We start from the raw sequence: 22,413 nt of genomic DNA, 5'->3' as shown, positions 1-22,413 counted from the left end.
CCTTAAATCCACACTATACGCCATTATAACTCAAATAGCTTATTATACCTTTATCATTTACTTTGGGAAGTACTATATCTATAGCTATATCGCCGCGAACCGTCATACCGCGATTCATTCGCGGTATCTCTTAGCATAGATCCCGCTAACAAGTAGCGGGATGACGAGAAAGGGGCTACTTGGATGACATTCTTCCTGGTGTGCCCAAATCACAATGTTCGTACAGTTGTAGATTTATTCGCGGTATAGATATCGCTAACGAGTAGCGGAATGACGGTTTTTCAAATTGTCGTAAGTCAGTTTAGCTATAATATCAAATTTCACCAACTATTTCTTTCTATTAAATAAGAATAAATTACCTATACAAAAATAGATTGGCAATATTTCAAGTCTGCCAAGCAGCATTAAAAACGATAGAAATAATTTTACTTCATTACTGAAAGAAGAATAGTTACCTGAAGGACCTATTAAATTACTAAATCCCGGGCCAGAGTTTGTAAGCGTTGCAGAGACTGAGCTGACGCTAGTTATAAAGTCTGCATTGCTTAAGTAAGATATCACTATTGATGAAATGGTAAACGTTAACATGAAAATTGCAAAAAATATAAAGACAGAGTGAACTTCATCACTCTCCAGGGTTTTTCCGTTGAATTTTACCCTATTACCTGCACCTGGGTTTAATAAAAGGCGAAAGTGATTTCCTATAGACCTTAGAAAAATGATCAAACGAAAGATTTTGATGCCACCACTTGAAGAACCACTACATCCACCAACAAAGGTTAGAAAAAAAGCTAAGACTGAAATGAAGCTCCAATCTATATGATTACAGATTGCATAACCAGTTGACGTAATCAAGGAAGTAATGGTAAATGTGCTGCATCTAAATGATAATAACACTCCTAAATCAACATTTTTATACAACCAAAAACAAGCAAATAAAGATGAAACAATGGCTATCTTAACAAAGTAAGAGACCTGTTCATCATGGCAAATGTCTAACCGTCTTATGATTTTTAAATAGCTAAGAAAAGGCAGAGAACCCAAAATCATAAAAACGATCGTTATGGCTTCTAACATAGGGTTATTGTAGTGCCCTATAGAATCATTATAGTTAGCAAATCCACCAGTTGATACAGCGGACATTCCGTGACATATTGCATCAAACAGTGGCATACCAGCTAGATAATAGGAAGATATACATAACAAAATTAGGCCATAATATATTGCCGTAACATGAATTACTACGCTTCGCGTATTCGGCAACTTCCTTTTGGTAGCATCTGAATATTCAGAATAAAGTAAATTATTTAGGCTGAGAACCTTAAACATAGGAAAAACTGCAATTCCTAAAGTGATTACACCAAAACCCCCCATGCCATGTAGCATTGCTCTCCATAGCAGTATTCCTGGAGATTGTTTTTCAATATCATTAAATATAGTTGCTCCTGTGGTTGTGATGCCAGATATCGTTTCAAACAATGCATCAACATAGCTCAGATTATCAAAATAGAAAGGAATAGCTGCAAACAGAGACAAGGCAATCCAGGTGCAACTAGTAATCGCAAAAATTGCTGGCATTCCATGCAATCTACTTAATTTACCGAGTAAAATAAAAATTGCGCCAGATGTGCAGGTAATTATGAATCCAGCGAGGAAATTTTTCCATTCGTAGCTGAGATACTTATTGGTAATAGCAGGAATAAGCATTGCTAAGCTAAACAGCAATAGGAATATTCCCACAATAAATACAATTGAACGCAAATTTTGTAAACGTTGATGATTTTTCATAGAGTTACTTCCTCGCTATACAAAGCCATAAAAGCTACTCTAACGTCAAGCACTTTGTTGGCCTTTATTAACAGTTATTAACAGTATACTCGATTTACTTGTAAATATGTGTGATAATTAAATTTTTATTAGAGGTAAGATATGGTTGAATTAACTAATGCACAAGAAGAAATTCTAGATTCATTAAGACAGGCAGTCTGGAATGGCAATTTTCAAGAAGTCCAGAACGTACTCGACAATAAGGAACATAAGGAACATAATGATATACAAGCAGTTTTGAGCCACGAGGGGACTCTGACTAGTGACAAAGGTACCATTTTAAATGATGTTATTGACTGTTCTAATGCTAGCGTTAGCACTAAAGTAAAGGTCATTGAACTAATTTGGCAGAAAGCTGATCTAGAAACTCGTGATTTTTTGTGTGATTACAAGGTAACAAAATCTTTTGAAGATCAACCATATTTTACGGATACAATAGATGATCTTAAACGCTTTCAAGGAAAATTTGACCCTCATAGCACAGAATATTTTGCTCTTGTACAAGTTGTTCAAAAAATAGAAGATCACAAGTGGGTAATGGATCTTGATTCCAACTTACAAGAAGCAATAGAAAACCTTGATATTGATCAAGTTAAAGCAGCATTAGAGAATTGTGATGAAGATGCAGCAAGGGTTTTAGAGCGATGTGTATATTGGGATGATGGAAGCGTAGATGCCCTTTTAGTTTATCCTCTGCTGGTTAACTATGATAGAGAATTGAACCAAGAAGATGTGGAAAAGATAAAAGAAAGCTTTAAATTAATGTTTGATGCTGCTTCTCCAGGGCTCCTTGGGTTCGAGCCCAATGAAAATAACTATGTAATGGATAAACTTACATGTGCACAAAAACGTTTTGCTAAAATACCTGGAGTAGGTGAGCAATGCTTTCAAGATTTGATTCAAGAATTTGAGGAAAAACTTAGTAAAAATGAACTAGATAATGCCAAGACTGATGATCAGATAGCATGGGATAAAGAGTATGCGACTCGATTTTCACAAGAAATCAATCAGGATCCGTCTGAGAATGATGATCTTAACTTTATAGATGACACTGATCTAGATCAAAACACCGTAAACTCTGCACCAACTGCAGACAACAAAACCCCAGAAAAAAACGAAACAACCTTCTGGAGTGAACACAAAGGGAAAATTGCTCTGGGCGTTGTTGGACTGTGCGCAGTTGGTGCTGTTGCAGCCTATGTGCTAGCGTATCCTGTAGTTGCACTGGCTTTAACAGTTTTGGCAGCAGTTATATTAATGGGTGCTGGTATTGCTAAGGTTTTAGAAGATCCAAGTGTAGAAAAAACGTTTACACAACAACAAAAAGCATAACGTTAATAATGTCATCCCAGCGCGCCGTGCTGGGTCTGACTACGCTAGAACAAAGAATATAAAAGAAGTGTTGCCGTCACGTTATATCATAAACTTTTGCTGAAGCTTTCTTTATATCTTCACTTGAAAGTGGAATTAGACCAAGCCTAGATAGGTACCCACCTTCAATACCGATTGAATCTATAATTTCTTTTACGAATTCTCTTAATCCATCAACAGTATCCAAGTGTTCCCTCTTTATGTAAAGGTATAGAGGTCTTGCTAATATATATTTTCCCGATGATATATTTTCGTAAGTTGGCTCAATTCCTGCAATTGTGCTCCCTTGTATTTTATCTTGATTCCTCATTAAAAAGCTGAAACTAAATATCCCTAAGGCGTTCTTGTTACTTTTCAATTTTTGTATTATTATATTTTCATTAATTCCAACTTCTATATACCTTCCATCATCCCTTATATTACCACATGCTTTCTTTCTTTCTTCCTGATCTTTATAATTCTCTTTAAAAATTTTCGAGTTCATACATGAATATTGATCAAGCATAATAGAATTAACCAAAGTTTCGTATGTGCCTGTATTTTGATGTGGACCATAAATTTCAATTTCTGTTTTTGGTAAGGCTTGATTTACATCAGACCAAAACTTCTTATTATTTTTTACTAATTTATCATTTTCTTGAGAATATGCAGATAAAGTTTCAAATAAGTCCTTCTTTGTGAAATCAAATCTATGGCTTTGATTTGAATTTGCAATGACAACTCCATCATAGCCAATGATGATTTCTATCACTTCATTAATTTTATTCCTTTTACATAGTTCTCTTTCTACTTCCTTCATAGGGCGAGATGAAGTGGTGATGTCTGGAGTGTCTTCCCCTATTCCTGAGCAAAACATTTTGAATCCTGATCCACTTCCTATCGATTCCACAACTGGAGTCTTAAAGGAGAATACACGATTGAACTCCTCGGCTATAAATGAGATAAAAGGAAAAACAGTTGAAGATCCAACAATTCTGATGTATTTCCTGGCATCAGCATTTGATAGCGGCGTGAATAATACGAATACAAAAATCAGGAGAAAGTTTCTAAGCATTATTTTTAGTTAAGAACATAAATCTAATTATTATAACAAAAATCAAACTGAAAAGCTTTAATTGCATGACAAAAGCTACAGTTTACATTTAAATTTTATTTTATATTATTGTAAGTATTACACAACTTTAAGGGGCAATTATGGCAGTTATGCCAGATAAATGGATAAGAGAAAAAGCTGAAAATTTTGGAATGATAGAGCCTTTTGTGAATCACAAAAGCAGCAAAGGTGTTATATCTTTCGGACTATCATCTTATGGTTACGATGCAAGAGTGGATAATAAATTTAAAATTTTTACTAACGTTAATTCAGCTATCGTGGACCCTAAAAATTTTTCTGAGAATAGTTTTATAGATAAGGAAACAGATGTATGCATAATTCCACCAAATAGTTTCGTACTTGCAAGTACAGTGGAATATTTTCGTATACCAAGGAATGTACTGGTCATTTGTGTTGGTAAATCAACTTACGCAAGGTGTGGAATTATAGTAAACGTTACTCCCTTAGAACCTGGATGGGAAGGTCATGTCACACTCGAATTCTCAAACACCACTCCACTTCCTGCGAAAATTTACGCTAATGAAGGCGCATGCCAATTCGTATTTTTAAGCGGCGAAAGTGAATGCGAGAAATCATATGATGATATGAAAGGAAAATATATGAATCAGCATGGTATCACTTTGCCGCTGGTGAAGTGATTACTTTAGGTAAAGCGAGATATTGTGCTATTGTACTGAAGATTACTAAGATGAGTTTTAACTAATTCGTCGCATTTTTTATCACCTAAAACTGCACGTGCAGGGTGGTTTTTAAATGATTCTACATAGCTTGAAAAGAAATTTGTAGAAGGATTACTTAAAGCTTCTGCAACTTCTTTTTTTTCTTTATCATTGGAAAGCTGATTAAATAGTTCTTCTCCCTTTTTTTGCAGCTCATCTTCAAATTTCTGCTTTATAGTATTCTTATCTGCTTTTTGCAAGAAGGAAAACTCTTCAAAAGCGTACAAGGAAGAGACAATACTGTTAAATGTGCCAGTAAAACATGCACTTGAACCACGACCACCATGCACTCCGTATTCTGTTTGCGATTCTACTAAATGTCTAACCAGTTGATATTTTCTCTGTGATATGCGGGTATTAATATCTATATTATTTGCTCTAGTTTGATCGTTGCAAGCCTTCCAAACTAAATTTAAAACTTGCTTCAATGTTAACCCGCTTCCACTATGTGTACCAGGGTTATTTTTTATACGCTTCAAGCACTCAAGTGCATGTTTTTTCTCATCTTCTGTAAGTTGATCTTTATCTGCAGCTTTTTGTGTGCCATTTGCTATGCACTCTAACTGATCAATAAATCCTTCTATTTCCTCTATAAACTTATCATCAACATCAGGCTCGCCATAGTTTTCTTTTAGCTTTTGAATGTTAATATTAATTGCATCATTTACATTAGTATTATGCGTTGTTTGTGGAACACGTGCTGCCTCCATAAATGCCTCAGCTCTTTGCTCTAACCATTCTGGTAATCTGCCTCCTGCAAGACAGTATAGCTTACTCAATACTTTAGTGACTAGGACAAGTGCCAGAAAAAAAATAACGAGTGCTATAGAGGACACTACAATTAAACCCATGATTAGCCACCTCACAGGAGCAAGTAAAATTTCTTTTGCTTTTTTTAATTTTGACGGTCTTTGTATGTTGTCTGGTGTATTTACTACTGCTGGCATAATTAGTTTAAGTGAATATCAATATTATTAATATACTATATTTTTTCTTATTTTGTCAACTCAAATTTCTACTTCCGCACTTTCTTATTGTTGCTTACAATGATTATAGCTACACCATGTGCTTTTCTTAATTACAAACTTCAACTATTCATTGTAAATTATTGAATTTCCTACTATTTAGTAGCAAATTGTCATCCAAGTGGCTGTAAAACGACAAATTCGTCATTCCGCTGCTTGTTAGCGGCTAAGAGATACCGCGAATGAATCGCGTTATGACGGTTAAGTACCCTGCTACGTGTTAGCAGGATCTAGAGATACCGTGACGGTATGACGGTTCGCGGCGGCATAACGATAAGCTCGTCATCCCGCTGCTTGTTAGCGGCGCGGCGGCATGACGTAGAGCCTACATTAGCTATAGAAACAAAAAGGAGGATTATCATGTCTACAATAGTTTTATCATCAATTTTTGGTCAAGCAGGCAGCATTTTTGGGCCAATTGGCCGGATTATCGGTTCAGAGCTCGGTGCTCTTCTTGGTGCGCAGCTTGATGGTGCGATGTTTGGCCTTGATGCCGAGCAAAAAGTAACGCATGGTGCGAGGCTAAAAAATCTGCAAGTTCAAACCTCAACCTATGGCAGAACAATTCCAATTATCTATGGCACTGCTCGTGTTGCAGGGAACATTATTTGGGCGCAGCCAATAAAAGAAGAGGCGATAACCACCAAAAGTAAAATTGGAAGAGGTATGAACGTTACATATAATTACTATGCAACGCTTGCAATTGCGATCTGCAAGGGGAAAGTAGAAAAATTAAACAGAATCTGGGCAGATACAACATCACTTAGCTTTGATGAAATAGATTATACTTTTTACAGCGGCAGAGAAGACCAAAATCCTGATCCATTTATGTCATCAATTGAAGGAGAGGGGAATGTGCCGGCTTATAGGGGAATATCTTACATAGTTATCAAGAATTTTCCTTTAGCAGACTATAACAATCGTGTCCCGATATTTACATTTGAAGTGCGAACTGCATTAAAACCCAGTGGATTTTCAATAGCAGAAAATATTCGGAATATCAATATAATACCAGGCTCAGGAGAGTTTGTATATGATACAAAAATACAGAAGAAAATCGCGCAAGAGAAAATAAGCAGCAACCAATATATCCCGTATGGACTGGCGCAAAGGGTAAATCACAACAACCACACTAAAAAGAGCGATGCAATGCTTTCTTTGGATCAATTAAAAGAAGATTTGCCAAATGTTGAGTGGGTATCGGTAGTAGTCAATTGGTTTGTGAATAATCTGAACATTAAAGATTGTAAAATATACCCTGCAGTTGAATTTCAAGATGATTCCGCAATATTACCTGATGATTGGCAAGTAGGGGGTGTAACCAGAGATAATGCTCAGCTAATTTCAAAAGATGCGAGTGGAAACCCAAGGTATGGTGGCACAGTTAGTGATGCAGCGTTGATAAGATATATAGAAGAGTTACGCAGCAGAGGCTACAAGGTGATGCTCTATCCAATGCCCTTGCTTGACACAAAGAACAAAGAGTGGCGAGGAAAATTGAGCGGGACTCCTGGGGATATAAGTGATTTTTTTGAGAATCAATATAACAAATTTATAGAGCATTATGCAAGCATTGCCAAACAAACTAAAGTGGAAGGGTTTATCATCGGATCTGAATTTGCGCAACTTACCAAAATCAGGGATGAACAAGGGAATTACCCTGCCGTTATAGAGCTGGTCAAGCTTGCAAAGCAGATAAAACTTGATCTTGGAAAAGAAGTAACAGTTACCTACGCTGCAGATTGGAGCGAATACCATTCATATGATGGTTGGTATAATATGGATGAACTGTGGTCTTCAGAGTACATCGACGTTGTTGGCATAGATGCTTATTTTCCACTGACTGATGGGCCAGAACCTTCTTTTGGCTATTCTGCGGAAGATGTAATGGGTGGTTGGAGCAGTGGAGTGGGGTATGATTATTTCTATGATTACTCAAAGAGTGAACCTGAAAAAGTAAAGTATAACGACAGCAGGTATGCGTGGAAAAATATAGAGAAATGGTGGAGTGAAACTCACATAAATCCAGGTGGTAGCAAAACAAAATGGCAACCAAAAATGAAAAAAATATGGTTTACTGAATATGGATTTCCCAGTATGAACGGCTGCACTAATGAACCAAATGTGTTTGTTGATAAAGGCAGCATAGAGAGCAAATATCCACGATATTCAAACGGAGAGGTGAGCTTTCTTTCGCAAAAAATTGCAATTGAAGGAACGCTAAAGAAGTGGCAAAGCTCGGAAATGGTAGAAAAAATGTTTCTCTGGGCATGGGATGCAAGGCCATTTCCTTATTTCCCCAATTTGTGTGATATGTGGACTGACTGCCATAATTGGCAGACAGGACATTGGATTCAGGGAAAGCTTTCACAGCTTAATATTTCCGATGTTTTATCGGATCTATTACAAAAAGCAGGTTTAAAAAGCGATCAGTTCGATACGAGTGATGTTAAAGGATTATTGTCTGGATATGTAATAAATGACCAGCAACCCGTACGTTCAATTATTAAAATGCTGCAAAGTTGCTATTTTTTTGATGTGGTTGAACAGGACTCTAAACTGAAATTTGTCCAAAAGGGCAGGGGAGTTACAACTGTAATGCCAATTGGTGAAATGGTTTTCAATAACAGTTCAAAGTCGATGCAACTTGTTAATATTAGTCAACTGGATTTAAACAATAAAGTTAACATCGTTTACTTTAACCGCAATTTTGGCTATCCAATTGATGTTAAATATGCTGAGTTGCCAAAGCAAGGCACTGCTATAACAGTTGAAATACCACTCATTATGGAGGAGGGAGAGGCGCAAAATATCGCTGAGGTTTTACTTTATTCTTCGTGGCAAGAGAGAAATATATACAATTTCAAGCTGCCGATAAAATATGCGTGGCTTGTGCCAAGTGATGTAATAACGATTTTAGACGGTGAGAAAAAGCATACGGTGAGAATTATAAAAACAAAATTCGAAAGCATGTCCATTCAAGTAATTGGCGTTGGTTATGATCACTCTATATATAAGCTTTCTTTTCCTTCAACAAGGTCACTTATGCTGAAGGAATACCCTCCCTCTCACATTAGCAAAACCATCGTAGAAATGATAGATTTACCGGATATTAAAGGTAATAGTGCAAGCTTTACTTTAATTAGTGAGGAAAAGAATTGGAAGGGAGCAACACTCTTTATTTCGTACAACGATAAGGATTATAAGCCTATTGCAAGCACAAACAAGCAGTCTACTTACGGATATGTAATGGAATCTACCGACGAGGGGCTTATAGTAGTGCTACGTTTTGGTAAGCTGCTAGGAATTATCGATTCAAATTCAGCATTAATCGGAAAAGAGGTAATAAAATTCCAGAGTGCTGAACTTATAGATAAAAATAAATATAAGCTTAGTAACCTAATCAGAGGACAAGAAGGTACTAAAGAGTATCAGCACACTGCAGGTGAAAAATTTGTTCTACTTGATGATTCAATAATATCTTTCGAAGTGCAAATGGGGAAAAAGTTTTACCTAAAAGCAGTGACTTACGGTGACTCGCTGGAAAATACGGAAGTGAAAGTGATAAATTCATTTAGTAATTGAAATTTAATAAAGTAAGTGCTAGAATTAATATACAGGTATTAATGGTAGAGATATAACATGTCAAAGGAAATGGTCAATGCGTTGAAAGCTGAAGTGAAGAAGCTCAAATATGCTGATTTCAAAGCTAACACTTGGGACGAAGTAATTTCTGGTGAGGGAACATATAAGGATCTTAATAGAACACACGGCCTTGCTATTAACGGACAAAAAATAACTAACGAATTTATTAACAATCTGTATTCAAAACATAAAAATCTAATTCTACGGGATGAAAACGGAAAAGGGAATTATCGTCCATTTCTCAGACAAATTTTTACAGAAATGTTTAAACACGTTGGTGCAACAATTCCCAATAACTCTATTATTGAGGAGTTAATAAATAACTATTATCAGGGCGGATATACTCATTTTCTTCCTAATGATATGAATCAAGCTCTTGGATCTTTTCATTTGTCAACGCAAGGCAACTGTATGACAAGAGAGTATATTATGGATTGTCGTGAACCCAATTGTATAAAGCTTAGTTTTAGCATGAAATATACAAAAATGCTTAACTATGATGATTGTACATATATCGAAACACCAGGTTTTTGCAGTTCAGCGGAGTTTAAACTGAAATGTGAAGATAAAAATGTAACATATGAAGATGGTAAAGTACTTCTTACCATTCCTAAAGAGCTAAAAAACTACAAAGTAAGTGGTAAGAATTTGTTTGATGTTATTGTTGAATATTTTCAGAAGCTTTGCGAAAAATTGGGCTTTAAATTTGAGACAAAAGTGGAACATAGCCTTGGTGAACCACTAAAGGTAGTAAGTGAGGCAAATGCATCTTCTGTTGAAGACTTAAAGCTTAAAGTGAATAATTGAAGATAAGGTATTGAAATTCGTGCTTTTCATGATTTTAGCTTAAGATTTCAGTGTCCGCTACTCGAATGACATCATTTACTATGTAACATTGTACTTATACTAATGAAAAAAATACATTATAATTAAGTATATTTAATCCAGTAAATCATTAAGTGAAAACAGCTCTTTCGCAAAATATCATCTCTCTTATTATGATATTGTCTGTAGCAATTGTCGATATGGCAACTGACCTATACTCAGTTGCACTACCAAGCATTGCCAATTATTTTAAAGTAGAAGGCAGTGTAGTGCAGCTTACAATTAGCTTGAATCTAGTTGGATTTGCGGTGTCTGGATTAATTTATGGTCCATTATCGGACCATTATGGTAGGCGTCCAATGATGCTGATTGGTATGACAATTTTTACTTTGGCAAGTGTCATGTGTTATATAGCCGACAGTATTGCACTCTTGATACTAATTCGCTTCATACAAGGAGCAGGGGCTGGTGTTGCAGGTGTTGTTGGGTATGCAGCAATAAGGGATATGTACTCGGGTAGTGAATACTCGAGAGTCATTTCAAAATTAAATATGGTTGTGGCACTCTCACCTGGAATAGCTCCAGTGGTGGGCAGTTATATAATTTCACATGGGTATAGTTGGAAATTTTTGTTTTTTATTATATCACTTGCAGCAATTGCTATACTTATTTTTATCTACTTTAAGTTACAAGAAACACTCACTGTAAATAAAAATGAAACCAGTATAACTAACATAACTACTAATATCTTCAAGCAATATATATCAATATTTAGAAATTATCGTTTCCTTGGGTTTTCAGCCATTCATGGATTAACTTTCATGTGGCTTTGGGCATACATTGCTAACTACCCGTTCATATTTGAATCGATGGGCATTGAAGTACAGTATTTTGGCTACCTCATATCGATCATAGTCATATTTTACATAATTGGAACTTTAATTAATAGAAGGTATGTACCAAAAGTAGGGGTTAGCAAAATGCTAATAATAGGTTTGGTGTTACCGATAATATCCGATAGTTTATTGGTATATTTTTATTTCGCGGACAAGTTAAATATATTAATTCTTCAAACTGTTTGGATTCCAGCCAATATCGGACTTGCATTAATAATAAGCAATAACGTAACTTCTGCTTTAGAAACGATCAAAGGTATAGGGCTTGGTAGTGCAGTTCTCTCATTCTGCAATATGATGTTTGGGGCTATTGGAATATATATAGTAGGAAAATTTTTTCGCTATGGTATTTTACCAAATTTACTATTAACAATAGCATGCTCTACAATTGCAATTCTTATGTACAGCCAGCTCAAATGTACTGAAAAACACAGGGAATAACCATTATTTGCGTGATCCAGAGCTCATGGGTTATTAATGACTTTATCATGATAATATAATTTTACAGGGGGTGAGAGCTCATAGATTATTAACGGCTTTATCATAACAATATAGTTTTACAGGAGGTATGGGATGAGCAATTCAGACAGAGATATAAATGCTGAATTACGTAAGGCTGCTCTAGAAGGTAATATTGAGAAAGTAAAAAGTCTAATAAGTGAAGGAGCAGATGTTAATGCAACAAGTGAGTTGAAAGAGACTCTTCTACATTGGGCTGCTGAAAAGGGCTATAAAGAGGTAGCAGAAGCTCTATTGGATAAAGGGGCAAATGTTAATGCACAAGATCAATATGGCAGCACTCCTTTACATCGGGCTGCTGAAATGGGCCATGCAGAGATAGTAAAAGATCTATTGGAAAAAGGAGCAGATGTTAATATAAAAGATAAAGATGGAAACACTCCTTTCAAATTAGCCACTGATGAAGGAATAAAAACTCTATTGCAACCCGCAGAAGAATCTGATGATGCTAGTCCAGTATTGCAAAATGATGAAGAAGAAAGCCAAGTTCCACAAAATGCTGCTTTATTTGAGGCTGTTAAAAGAGGTGATATTGATGGATTAAAGCGTCTAATAAGCGAAGGAGCAGATGTTAATGCATTAGATGGAAACCGATTTACTCCTTTACGGCATGCTATTGTCAAAGGAGACAAAGATATGGTCTCGCTTTTAATTGATAACAAAGCAGATGTTAATGCACAGTCTGAAAATGGACGCGCTCTTTTACATGTTGCTGTTGACAAAGCCAACAAAACGCAACCACTCGATACAAGTATAATAGAAGCTCTATTAGAAGCAAAAGGGATCAATGTTAATATAGCAGATAAAAATGGAAGGACTGCTTTACATGAAGCCGCTAAAACTGACGATCAGCAAATAGTAACAGTTCTATTAGAAGCAAAAGGAATTTATGTTATTCCACTAGATAATACTAGCAGCATTCCTTTAAATCTTGCCTCTCAACAAGGCGGGAAACATATAGTAAAAATTCTAGAAGAAACGCAAAAGGACATCGAAGCTTTGTATTCAGCCGTTAAAAGTGATAATTATGAGGAAGTTCAAAGTCTATTAAGTAAAAAAGTAAACGTTAATTCAATAGACAACTATGGAAAAACTCTTTTACATTTTGCTGCTAGAAAGGGCAATGTAGAAATAGTAAGAGCTCTAATACAAACAGGGGCAGATGTTAATATAGCAGATAAAGATGGAAGGGTTCCTTTATTTGAAGCTGCTTTCTATGGTCATAAAGATGCAACTGAAGTTTTATTAAATAATGGAGCAAAGGTTGATACAGTAATGGAATCACTTCTTCAGAGTATGATGGAATATAATTACAAGAGTAGCCATAAAGATATAGTTAAAGCTTTATTAAACAAGGGAGCAAATGCTGATGCAGTAGATTCATATGGACATACTCTTTTGCATTGGGCTGCTAGAGAAGGTTATACGGATATAGCAGAACTTTTATTAGAAAAAGGAGCGAATGTTAATATACAAGATAACGATCTATGGACTCCTTTACATTTTGCTACAAAAAATAAAGTGTTTATGGGTTATGCAGATCGTCCAGCAAACGCCTCTGCGGAAACAGTAAAATTCTTAATAAAAAAAGGAGCAGATGTTAATATAGAAAATGAAGATGGAAATACTCCTTTCAAATTAGCCACTGATGAAGGAATAAAAACTCTATTGCAACCAGCAGAAAAATCTGATGATGGTTCAGCGGGTGGATCATCGACAGATAGTGAAGGGGGTCAAGAGGAAGAAAAACGAGTAGGTGATGATACTGAACTACAATCAGATAATAGCAAAGAAGGGGAAAAAACCAGCACCACCAGTGCAGAACAAGGAACTGGTGTAAGCAACGGTAGTCAACCTACTGGATCTACACAAAATAAGGGAGGACAAACCAGCACCACCAGTGCAGAACAAGGAACTGATGTACAAGACAACGATGTAGGTCCTGTTGCTTCCACAGAACCTGCACAAACAGAAGAACAGCCGAGCTCTTTTTTTGGTAGTTTGTTTAGTATACTTATGAAGCCTTTTTCATTAATTGCATCATTTTTTGGTGGGTTTTTTTCATGGTTGTTTGGGTCTGACGAAGAAAAGTCTGACACACAACCTTATGATGATTCTTCTTCACCTGGGGTCGATCAATCAGTTGAACAAAATAATGGTGATCATAATGACCAGAGCAATGTGATTTGATAGTGATCTTCTACCGGAAAAGGTGTCATCCCAGTGCTTGACACTGGGATCTCATTTTACTTTATGATGATGTCATGAAAGTAGCTGACATTGGGATCCAGAAGACTTAATTTCAACCAAATAATAAAGGCTAGATCCCAGTGTCACGCACTGGGATGACAAAAAAAGGAGCACTGGAATGACATCATCTTGGATAACGTCACGCGCTGGAATGACAAAGAAGAGTGGGCTTTCATATGGTTATGCAAGAAGTCTACTGAATGTAAACCAGTTTCTCACACACACATTTTACCACATGATCGGCACTGATATTGAAATGCTCATAAAGTGTTTTATAAGGTGCTGATTCTCCAAAGCTTTTCATGCCAATAAATATACCGTTTGAACCTATGTATTTATGCCAACCCATTTCACTTCCAGCTTCAATTGCAACTTTGATGCTGTCATTATTTAATATCGCCGCTTTATATTCATCACTTTGCTCATCAAAAAGCCTCCAGCATGGCATAGAAACAACCCTTGTACCTATGCCTTTTTCCTGCAATTTCTCTCTTGCTTCAACTGCAATTTCAACCTCGGACCCCGTAGCAAATATTGTCACTTTTAATTCTTTTGAACATTCACACAAAATATATGCACCAAACTTCGATAGATTAGCAGATTGATCGATATCAGAATGCATGTAACTTACGTTTTGCCTTGAGAGCGCAAACAGTGCAGGTGATTCTTTTTTTTCGAGTGCAATGCTAACACACTCCAGAGTTTCAACTGCATCGGCTGGTCTAAAAACATATAGATTTGGTATAGCACGCAAAGAAGCTAAATGCTCTATTGGCTGATGAGTTGGGCCATCTTCTCCCACTCCAATTGAGTCGTGAGTCATGACATACATAACCTGCTGCTTCATCAGAGCTGAAAGACGTATAGCAGGACGACAATAGTCGGAAAATACCAAAAAAGTGCCGCCATAAGGAAGAATCGCGCCGTGAAGTGCCATACCATTCATACAAGCTGCCATAGCGTGCTCTCTCACTCCATAGTGGACATAAGAGCCACTATAATTATTGCTATTTATTACCTGCATGTGCTTATATTTAGTGCAATTTGACCCGGTAAGATCAGCAGAACCGCCGATTAATTCCGGCATATGTTGTGTTAAAAGTTCCATTACCCTACCAAAAGAAGATCGAGTAGCTTCGTTTGGCATTAGCTCACATATTTGTTTCTTCAGGTCAGCTAAAACACCAGCGATATTGTCTGGTAGATGTTTATCTAACCGTCTTTGAAGTTCTACATGATATCCTGTTACCCCAGCTCCACTTTTTGTCATCCCAGTGCTTGACACTGGGATCCATTCTTTTTCTTCTTTCCTGGTCACGCGCTGGAATGACATCGTGTAATTTTGTTTTGCTCTCTCAACAGTTTTCATCCAGGCGTTTTTCACATCTTCTGGTACATGAAATGGTTCATAATTCCAGTTTAATTTCTCTCTCATCTGTTTGATGTCTTCCTCCGAAAAAGCACCACTGTGAACAGAGGATGTGCCAGCACGGCTTGAAAATTTTCCGATAATAGTTTTGCAGCAGATCATTGTAGGTTTATCAGACTTTTTTGCTTGCTCTATTGCAAGGGATATGGCATCAAAATCATGGCCATCAATTTTGTCAACATTCCATCCATACGCTAAGAAGCGTTTCTCTACATCATCAGAGCAGGAAAGGCAAGTAGCGCCATCTATAGAAATATCATTATCATCAAAAAGAGCTATAAGCTTATTCAATTTAAGATGCCCAGCAAGTGATGCTGCTTCATGGCTTATTCCTTCCATAAGACAGCCATCCCCTAGCATCACGTAAGTGTAGTGATTGATTCTGAATTGCTTTTTAAGGATTGATTCAGCAAGTGCCATGCCAACAGCAGCGGCAAATCCCTGCCCTAAAGGGCCTGTCGTTGCCTCTACCCCGGAAGTCAAGCCGAATTCTGGATGACCTGGGGTCTTGGATCCCATTTGCCTGAAGTTTTTTAGCTCATCTATGCTAATATAACCTGTCAAATATAATATTGAGTATAGTAACATTGACCCATGACCGTTTGATAAAACAAAGCGATCTCTATTGAACCATTTAGAATCATCAGGATTATGATTCAGATATTTAGCAAACAAAACAGTTGCAACATCTGCCATGCCAAGTGGCATACCTGGGTGTCCAGAGTTTGCTTTTTGTACTGCATCAATTGATAAAAAACGGATGGCGTTTGCCATAGATTTTAAATGTGAATGATTCATGTGTTAATAGAAAAACTTAAAAATGAAGTATAAAAGATTATATCAGCAAAAACAAGTTGACACTGAGTGCTAAAATCCTTAATAATCTAGAGTTGAATCGTGAGAGTTTTTATATGACAACTGTTATCACTAGAAAGTATAGGATTAGCCGTAGACTTGGTGTAAATTTATGGGGTAGAGCTAAAGACCCAGTAAACAAAAGGAAATACCCTCCAGGTCAACATGGTATTCTTGGATTCAAGAAGTTATCCGACTTTGGTAAGCAGTTTGCTGCACATAAGAAATTTAAGTTTTACTACGCGATTTCAAGTAAGCAGCTCAGACGTACATTTTTAGATGCTTATAACAGAAAGGGTTATACGGCTGATAATTTTATCGGTATCTTAGAATCGAGATTAAGTTCTGTTTTATACCACTCTGGTCTTGTTCCAACAATTTACTCAGCAAAGCAGCTCATATCTCACAAGCACGTTACAGTTAATGATAAGGTGGTTAACATATCGAGTTATCGAGTGAAGCCAGGTGATATAATAAAAATAAGAGAAAGGGCAGCAAAAATCCCTGTAGTAGTAGAGGATGAACAAAAACAAGAGCGCAAGGCTCCGGATTATTTAGAAGCAGATAGTAAAGAGCATTCAGTGAAGTATTTGAGGTCACCTCAATATTCTGAGGTTCCTTATTCAGCAGACATGGAAGTCAATTTAGTAGTAGAGTTTTACTCTAGATAGATAAAAAAAGCCCGTGTGGCGGAATCGGTAGACGCAGCGGACTTAAAATCCGTGGGTTTTGCGACCTTGGGAGTTCAAGTCTCCCCATGGGCACCAATTTAACTTAGCAGATAAATACAAAAAAGTATGAAATGGCTTGATATAGAAGATATTGTGGAAGCTCTGGAGGAAAAATTTCCAAATGAGAATATAATTAGTATCAGATTCACTGAGCTTAAAAAAAAGGTCTTGAGTTTAGAGGAATTTGATGATGATGAAAAACGCTGTAACGAAAAAATACTCGAAGCTATTCAAGCAGCTTGGATTGAGGAAAGATTAACCGCATAGCAATAAACCATACGCAAACGTGATTTCTATTACAATTTGCATATTGATTATGCTATTTTTTGGATCTAGCCTGGCAAGTTAATAATAATTTAACTAATTACAATTAAAACAGCTATAAGGTTAATTATGAGGCAAAACAAAAATTTTTGAATGGAACGATCTTGGCAAGTGCTACGTTGAGATAAGTTTTGCATAAAAATACTGCTTTTACGGTGTGAGGCTAGAGGTTTGTAAAGCAGTTAGCAGGTTGTCATCTAAGTAGCGTGACCAGAGCTAGATTCCGCGAACACGCCGCGGAATGACGACTATGCAATATGCGTTGCGGAGTGACGATTATGGTCATACCGTCACGGTATCTCACAAACATGTAGCAGTAATGACAAAATCTCAAGTTATATGTATACTTTTATATTATCTACCTACTAAAAAAACAGAAAAATGCTCAAACGTAGCGGTCCAAAAAAATTAAAGTCTATAATTGAAAACTATGCATTAAAATGCATGAAAAATAAAATTAGCAAAAATGAAATACGTCTTATTTTAAACTGGCGAAATATAGTAGGGAAAGAAATAGCAGAGTGTACAAAACCGAAAAAGATCTCATATGCACAGAATATAAATTCGGGTGTATTGCATCTGGTAGTAACAAATGGCAGTAAAGCATTGGAAATTCAGCATATGATTTCTCTTATAATAGAAAAAATTACGATATTTTTTGGTTATAAAGCAGTATATGGTATAAAAATTAAGCAAGAGAGTATTGACTATTTGACTATATAAGGTAATCTAAGTACATAGAATAATTTGGTATATTGAAGTGAGTAGAGTTTGTGAATTAACAAATAGAAAAAAATCTTTTGGTAATAAGGTATCACATTCGAATCGTAAAACAAAGCGTACCTTTCTTTTAAATTTACATAAGGTTACGTTGACAAGTGATATATTGAATAAAAAGTTTAGATTTCGTGTGGCAACAAGAACTTTGAGAACTATAGATTACAAAGGTGATTTAGATGCTTTTTTGCTCAACACAAGAACGATTAAACTAAGTGAGAAAGCGCAGAAGATAAAAAGAAGGTTGAAAAAAGTTTTAGTAAAGCAAGAGGTAGAGTTAGCAGTTTCAGATGCATAGCAAACCTCAATGGCTCAGAGCAAAAGCTCCGACCGGTGAAGTATTCAATGAAACCTTAAACATCGTTAAACTGCATAACTTGCATACAGTGTGCGAAGAGGCTGCATGTCCAAACATTGGTGAATGTTGGAATAAACGTCATGCTACTGTGATGATTCTCGGTTCTGTTTGCACTCGTGCTTGTGCATTTTGCAACGTTGCAACTGGCATTCCTGATAAACTAGACCCTCATGAACCAGAAAATTTAGCAAAAGCAATAAAAAAGTTAAACTTAAAACATGTTGTCATTACTTCTGTTGATCGTGATGATTTACCAGATGGTGGCGCAAATCAGTTTATACAGTGCATAGAAGAAATTAGAAAGATAACTTCAGAAACAACAATAGAGATTTTAACTCCTGATTTTTTAAATAAGAAAGGAGCATTTGAAGCAATTGCTGTTGCATCACCTGATGTCTATAACCACAATATTGAAACAGTGCCGAGATTGTATGCAAAAATAAGACCACGAGCTCGCTATTTTCATTCACTATATTTGCTGAAGATGGTAAAGCAGATTAATCCTAAAGTTTTCACAAAGTCGGGGCTTATGGTTGGTCTTGGAGAAACAAAAGAGGAAATACTTCAGGTTATGGACGATTTGCGCAGTGCTGAGGTTGATTTTATTACAATTGGTCAATATCTACAACCAACTCCAAAACATGCAAAACTTGATAGGTATGTTACCCCAGAAGAGTTTGAGCATTATAAATATATTGCTTACTCCAAAGGTTTCTTAGTGGTTGCATCAAGCCCACTGACTAGGTCATCATACCACGCTGAAGAAGATTTTAACAGGCTCAAGGCCTGTCGTTGACATTTGTGTTAATTCAAATTAATTTTTACTAATTATAAAGGAGTTGAGCGACTTTACGTAATGTCTACTATAAAAATCAAGAAGAAATCACAATTAGTTAAAGAGGTATTCGATTCCGTGGCAAGTCGCTACGACACCATGAATGATATAATGAGCCTCGGAATGCACAGATTATGGAAAGATAAGATGGTAAATAGTGTGCATTTTACAAAAAACTCTAAGGTTTTAGATGTTGCTGGAGGAACTGGAGATATAGCAATAAGAGTAGTAAGAAAAGAGCCAAGTGCTAAGGTTACAGTATGCGATATAAATCAAAACATGCTAAACAGAGGACGTGATAAAGCTATAAATTCAAACCAAATTAATTTTGATTGGGTATGTGCAAGTGCAGAAAGTTTACCATTTGAAGACTCCGAATTTGATTATTGCACAATAGCTTTTGGCATTCGAAATGTTTCTGACCGTAAGAAGGCTTTAAATGAGGCGCACAGGGTATTAAAACCACATGGAAAATTTATCTGCTTAGAATTTGCCCCTATGCACTATCAAAATGAGATATTTACCAAACTTTATGACTTATATTCATTTAAAGTAATTCCTAAAATTGGCAGCATAGTTGCTAAAGACAAGAGTTCTTATGAATATTTAGTGAAGAGCATCAGAGAATTTCCAACTCAGGCTGATTTTAAAATGGAAATTGAAGAGGTAGGCTTTAAGAATGTTGAGTTTCATAATATGAGCTATGGAATAGTGGCATTACACATTGGAACAAAATGAATATTAAACTCTGGTATAGAACCCTAGATTATTATCTCATCCTTCCAGTGTTTTTTTTGCTCACTATAAGCTTCATTCTTGTTTATTCAGCAAGCCCTGTAATTGCGCAGCGTCTTTCTTTACCACAAGATTATTTTATACGGCGTCACACAATTTATATAGTCCTGTCACTAATTACCTTGGTGACATTTTCTTTTCTCAACACAAGAACTATACTTAACCTCTCATTCGCAGGTTTCGCTTTATTTACTATTCTAGTAGCAATTGCGATAATACTTGGTATAGAGGTAAAAGGTGCGAAACGATGGTTACATATTGTCAAAATTTCTGTTCAACCATCTGAGTTCGTAAGGCCATTTTTTTCTGTTGTTATAGCTAGTATCTTGGCCAGCGAAATGAAGTTTAAAATACACATATCAATCATAATATTTCTGTTAGTTTTTGTGTTGTTACTTTTGCAACCTGATTTCAGTATGTCTATGCTTTTAACATATTCTTTTATCGGTCAAATGTTTATTGCATGTATACCATTTTTATACTTTCTATGCATAATAGGAATGGCCACAACTGGAACTACAATAGCTTACTTATGCCTCCCACATATAAAGCAAAGGATTTACAATTTTGTCTTTTTTACGCAGCGCGATAACTTTCAAGTTACAAAATCATTAGAAGCATTCAAAAGAGGTCAATTAACTGGAGTTGGACCTGGTGAAGGTAGCGTAAAAGCCTCTCTTCCTGATTGTCATACAGATTTTGTGTTTTCTGTTTTAGCAGAAGAATTTGGTTTGATTACGTGCTTAGCCACATTGATGTTATTTGGCATCATTTCCGCCCGCTTGCTTTACATTGCATATAGGGAAAATGAATTATTTAATCTGTTGGTGATTCTCGGTATCTCAATGCAATTCATCACACAATTCATAATAAACATAGGGGTAACATTGAGTGTTTTTCCTACCACCGGCATAACCCTGCCGTTACTTAGCTATGGTGGTTCTTCTCTTTTATCTTCGAGCATCGCACTTGGCATAATGCTGTCTTTCAGTAGAAACCAAGCTATCGCATTAAAGTTTCGTGAGCGTGTTATGCTTGGAAGGTATATGGACTAAACTTGTACCGCTCACAACTATTATTGGTATCCCTCCAAAATGGGTATCTGTTCAGATGAGTGGCAAAATAAGGTAGACGAGAAAAGCAACTATAGGAACAAATGGGTGTCATGCAAGTAGCTGACACTGGTATCCAGTCCTTTTGCACAGTTCCATCAAAAACGTTGTAAAGCGCTTTCGTGTTTACCAACTTAGTGCCCAATCTGGATCCCAGACTGGGATGACAAAAAAAGGAGCACTGGAATTTTTGTTTCAGCATTAGCCATGCATCTGAACAGATACCAGAAAATATTCCACTGACATGCTGAACAACAAATACATCACTATGTCGTTTATCGCAAAAACTTATATTTTTCGTAACCATTCACACTTAATTCTGCAATTCTTTGATCTCACTCATAGAAAGACCAGTAGTTTGAGCTATAATATTAAAAGAAACACCTGCTTTAAGTAGATTCTTTGCGACTTCAATTTCCCTCTCTTTTCTACCTTCCTCTTTAGCAAGATCAAGTCTATATTCAAGAATGGCTTCTTCTTTGCGCAGATCCATTATTCTTTCTTCATAAGCTACTAGATCTTTTTCATTCCAGTGAAACTTATCTAATTCATCATATGCTAGCTTTATTATTGGTGATTTTTCCGCAATTTTTCTGAGATCTTCGTCCGTTGTTTCATCTGCATATTTGAAAAAAAATAGCCAACGGTCTACTACACTTTCTAGTTGTTCTTCTCTACTCTTAGGAAATTTTGGCAGCTCTATGAAGATAAATTGAAAATCTTTTAAGTCATGCTCATTGTTTTTTTCATCTCTTATGGTATGGCTAGATATATAGTCAAGCTTATCAGGGAATAAGTTACAATTTGAAATCGCGATAAAGAAAATCTTCTTTAAATCAACGTATTTACCAGATTTATCAGCTTGTCTTGAGTAAGCCTTAGCAGCATAAAGTTGTGCGCGTTTTTCAAAGCCTTTATCACGAGTGAGCTGGTTAGGTAAGGAAGTAGTATTGCTACTACTCCCTCCCTTAGAAACGCAGCATGCAGGTTTCCCCACACTACGCTT

18 protein-coding genes and 1 tRNA gene are annotated in these 22,413 nt (G+C 36.2%); 14 read left to right on the top strand and 5 right to left on the bottom strand.

Annotated features, from left to right (window positions below; translation table 11 throughout):
- Positions 1–327: 327 nt before the first annotated feature.
- The gene (locus WOCAOBSORBRA_RS01590; protein ID WP_174515759.1) at positions 328–1,788 is read right to left on the bottom strand and encodes a TrkH family potassium uptake protein; all 1,461 of its coding nucleotides are present in this window, start codon (positions 1,786–1,788) and stop codon (positions 328–330) included.
- 141 nt (positions 1,789–1,929) lie between these two features.
- On the opposite strand from WOCAOBSORBRA_RS01590, the gene WOCAOBSORBRA_RS01585 reads away from it, so the two are divergent.
- Positions 1,930–3,159, top strand: a complete 1,230-nt coding sequence (locus WOCAOBSORBRA_RS01585; protein ID WP_174515758.1) for a hypothetical protein — start codon at positions 1,930–1,932, stop codon at positions 3,157–3,159.
- Between the two features lie 76 nt (positions 3,160–3,235).
- Here WOCAOBSORBRA_RS01585 and WOCAOBSORBRA_RS01580 read toward each other — a convergent pair whose 3' ends face one another.
- Positions 3,236–4,252, bottom strand: a complete 1,017-nt coding sequence (locus WOCAOBSORBRA_RS01580) for a substrate-binding domain-containing protein (RefSeq protein ID WP_174515757.1) — start codon at positions 4,250–4,252, stop codon at positions 3,236–3,238.
- Between the two features lie 140 nt (positions 4,253–4,392).
- Here WOCAOBSORBRA_RS01580 and dcd point away from each other — a divergent pair, with 140 nt between their 5' ends.
- Complete coding sequence (gene dcd, locus WOCAOBSORBRA_RS01575) at positions 4,393–4,950, top strand: dCTP deaminase (RefSeq protein WP_006280485.1); 558 nt, start codon at positions 4,393–4,395, stop codon at positions 4,948–4,950.
- Between the two features lie 5 nt (positions 4,951–4,955).
- Here dcd and WOCAOBSORBRA_RS01570 read toward each other — a convergent pair whose 3' ends face one another.
- Entirely contained in the window at positions 4,956–5,978 is a 1,023-nt protein-coding gene (locus WOCAOBSORBRA_RS01570) for a hypothetical protein (protein ID WP_174515756.1), read from the bottom strand.
- Positions 5,979–6,416: 438 nt separating this feature from the next.
- On the opposite strand from WOCAOBSORBRA_RS01570, the gene WOCAOBSORBRA_RS01565 reads away from it, so the two are divergent.
- From WOCAOBSORBRA_RS01565 to WOCAOBSORBRA_RS01550, 4 genes are all read left to right on the top strand, one after another.
- Entirely contained in the window at positions 6,417–9,641 is a 3,225-nt protein-coding gene (locus WOCAOBSORBRA_RS01565) for a glycoside hydrolase/phage tail family protein (RefSeq protein WP_174515761.1), read from the top strand.
- Positions 9,642–9,698: 57 nt separating this feature from the next.
- A complete protein-coding gene (locus tag WOCAOBSORBRA_RS01560; protein WP_174515755.1) occupies positions 9,699–10,508 on the top strand; it encodes a hypothetical protein in 810 nt (269 codons plus the stop codon).
- A gap of 152 nt (positions 10,509–10,660) precedes the next feature.
- Entirely contained in the window at positions 10,661–11,863 is a 1,203-nt protein-coding gene (locus tag WOCAOBSORBRA_RS01555; RefSeq protein WP_458694635.1) for a multidrug effflux MFS transporter, read from the top strand.
- Between the two features lie 132 nt (positions 11,864–11,995).
- Entirely contained in the window at positions 11,996–14,131 is a 2,136-nt protein-coding gene (locus tag WOCAOBSORBRA_RS01550) for an ankyrin repeat domain-containing protein (RefSeq protein WP_174515754.1), read from the top strand.
- Between the two features lie 253 nt (positions 14,132–14,384).
- On the opposite strand, the gene tkt is transcribed toward WOCAOBSORBRA_RS01550, so the two are convergent.
- Positions 14,385–16,418 carry a transketolase gene (tkt, locus tag WOCAOBSORBRA_RS01545; protein WP_174515753.1) on the bottom strand — a complete coding sequence of 678 codons (2,034 nt, stop codon included), beginning with the start codon at positions 16,416–16,418 and terminating at the stop codon, positions 14,385–14,387.
- A gap of 113 nt (positions 16,419–16,531) precedes the next feature.
- On the opposite strand from tkt, the gene rpsD reads away from it, so the two are divergent.
- From rpsD to WOCAOBSORBRA_RS01505, 8 genes are all read left to right on the top strand, one after another.
- Positions 16,532–17,146 (top strand): 30S ribosomal protein S4, encoded by a 615-nt coding sequence (gene rpsD, locus WOCAOBSORBRA_RS01540; protein WP_174515752.1) that lies wholly within the window; start codon positions 16,532–16,534, stop codon positions 17,144–17,146.
- Between the two features lie 9 nt (positions 17,147–17,155).
- Positions 17,156–17,242 (top strand) — tRNA-Leu (locus tag WOCAOBSORBRA_RS01535).
- Between the two features lie 30 nt (positions 17,243–17,272).
- A complete protein-coding gene (iscX, locus tag WOCAOBSORBRA_RS01530) occupies positions 17,273–17,473 on the top strand; it encodes a Fe-S cluster assembly protein IscX (protein WP_007552114.1) in 201 nt (66 codons plus the stop codon).
- A gap of 438 nt (positions 17,474–17,911) precedes the next feature.
- Complete coding sequence (locus WOCAOBSORBRA_RS01525) at positions 17,912–18,253, top strand: DUF721 domain-containing protein (protein ID WP_010082513.1); 342 nt, start codon at positions 17,912–17,914, stop codon at positions 18,251–18,253.
- 37 nt (positions 18,254–18,290) lie between these two features.
- Positions 18,291–18,605 (top strand): 50S ribosomal protein L28, encoded by a 315-nt coding sequence (gene rpmB, locus WOCAOBSORBRA_RS01520; RefSeq protein WP_006279619.1) that lies wholly within the window; start codon positions 18,291–18,293, stop codon positions 18,603–18,605.
- Complete coding sequence (gene lipA / locus WOCAOBSORBRA_RS01515) at positions 18,598–19,461, top strand: lipoyl synthase (protein WP_010082514.1); 864 nt, start codon at positions 18,598–18,600, stop codon at positions 19,459–19,461. Before rpmB ends, lipA begins: the two co-directional genes overlap by 8 nt.
- Before the next feature lie 60 nt (positions 19,462–19,521).
- Entirely contained in the window at positions 19,522–20,238 is a 717-nt protein-coding gene (gene ubiE / locus WOCAOBSORBRA_RS01510; RefSeq protein ID WP_174515751.1) for a bifunctional demethylmenaquinone methyltransferase/2-methoxy-6-polyprenyl-1,4-benzoquinol methylase UbiE, read from the top strand.
- Positions 20,235–21,350: an FtsW/RodA/SpoVE family cell cycle protein gene (locus WOCAOBSORBRA_RS01505; protein ID WP_174515750.1), complete on the top strand. Its 1,116-nt coding sequence runs from the start codon at positions 20,235–20,237 to the stop codon at positions 21,348–21,350. The genes ubiE and WOCAOBSORBRA_RS01505 overlap by 4 nt, the downstream gene beginning before the upstream one ends.
- Positions 21,351–21,720: 370 nt before the next feature.
- Here the strand turns inward: WOCAOBSORBRA_RS01505 and WOCAOBSORBRA_RS01495 are convergent.
- The coding region (locus tag WOCAOBSORBRA_RS01495) for an Rpn family recombination-promoting nuclease/putative transposase (RefSeq protein WP_174515749.1) at positions 21,721–22,413 on the bottom strand (693 nt) is incomplete at its 5' end.

The sequence above is a fragment of the Wolbachia endosymbiont of Cardiocondyla obscurior genome (assembly GCF_902713635.1).
Lineage (GTDB): Bacteria > Pseudomonadota > Alphaproteobacteria > Rickettsiales > Anaplasmataceae > Wolbachia > Wolbachia pipientis.
This window is presented reverse-complemented; position numbering and strand designations above follow the sequence as displayed.